The following is a 1,221-nucleotide window of genomic DNA, read 5'->3' as shown; positions in this document are numbered from 1 at the left end:
CCGGCAACGTGCTCGACAATGATACCGACGTTGACCACGGCGACAGCATATCGGTGATTGGTGTTGCGGCAGGCACGTCGGCTGGAGATGTTTCGGGCCAGGTCGGATCAGCTGTTGTCGGCACCTATGGCGCTCTGACCCTCGGTTCGGACGGCGCCTGGAGCTACGAACGCGACAACAATGATCCCGATACACAACAGCTCGGCCAAGGCCAAGTCGCCTCCGACGTATTCACCTACACGATAACGGATACCCACGACGCTACGGCCACCACTACCTTGACCATCACCATCCACGGCAGCAATGATGGGCCGGTTGCCGAGAGTGACAACGGGGTGGGCGACCCTCCCACTCTGCCGTCCAACCTCATTGCTCGATGGTTGGCTGATGGAACCACCGACGATGTTGTGGGCGATAATGATGGCGTACTGCAGAATGGTGCGTCGTTTGCGACCGGCAAGTTCGGGCAGGCATTTAGTTTTGACGGTGTTGATGACGTTTTCCAGGCACCAACCACAGGATTGCCAGAGGGAAATAGTGACAGAACGCTTTCACTTTGGGTGAACGCAGATGCGTTTGTGAACAGTGAGTCGCTTCTGGCAGGCTACGGAACCTTTGGAGGATTTGGCCAAACCTACCAGCTGGGCACATCCGGCAGCACGCTCTTCTTTTCGCAATGGGGCAGCGCGGTGTTCGGCCCGTCTCTGCAAACCGGACAATGGTATAATGTTGCTGTCACCAACGTCGGCAACTTGGTGACCTTGTATTTGGATGGAGTCGCCGTCGGCTCAGGCTCGCTGCCTATCAATACCCCTGCGGGTACGGAGTTTTTGGTTGGTGCCCGTCCATCGTTCAATGTCCCCGGCTTATTGCAGGGCCAGGTGGATGACATTCAGCTCTACGATCGCGCTCTCACTCCCGAAGAAATCCAGTCCATTTACAATGCCGATTTTTCGGGCGGTTCGTTGCCCGCCGGCAACGTGCTCGACAATGATACCGACGTTGACCACGGCGACAGCATATCGGTGATTGGTGTTGCGGCAGGCACGTCGGCTGGAGATGTTTCGGGCCAGGTCGGATCAGCTGTTGTCGGCACCTATGGCGCTCTGACCCTCGGTTCGGACGGCGCCTGGAGCTACGAACGCGACAACAATGATCCCGATACACAACAGCTCGGCCAAGGCCAAGTCGCCTCCGACGTATTCACCTACACGATAACGG

At 57.5% G+C, this 1,221-nt stretch carries 1 protein-coding gene; it reads left to right on the top strand.

Annotation, left to right across the window (positions count from 1 at the left end; all coding sequences use genetic code 11):
• Positions 1-1,221: VCBS domain-containing protein (locus AC1DZP_RS36230; RefSeq protein WP_477309157.1), on the top strand; the 1,221-nt coding region annotated here is incomplete at both ends.

Source organism: Mesorhizobium sp. P2_F8 (assembly GCF_056403655.1).
Note: the sequence above shows the minus strand (reverse complement) of the source record. Positions and strands in the feature narration are given on the sequence as shown.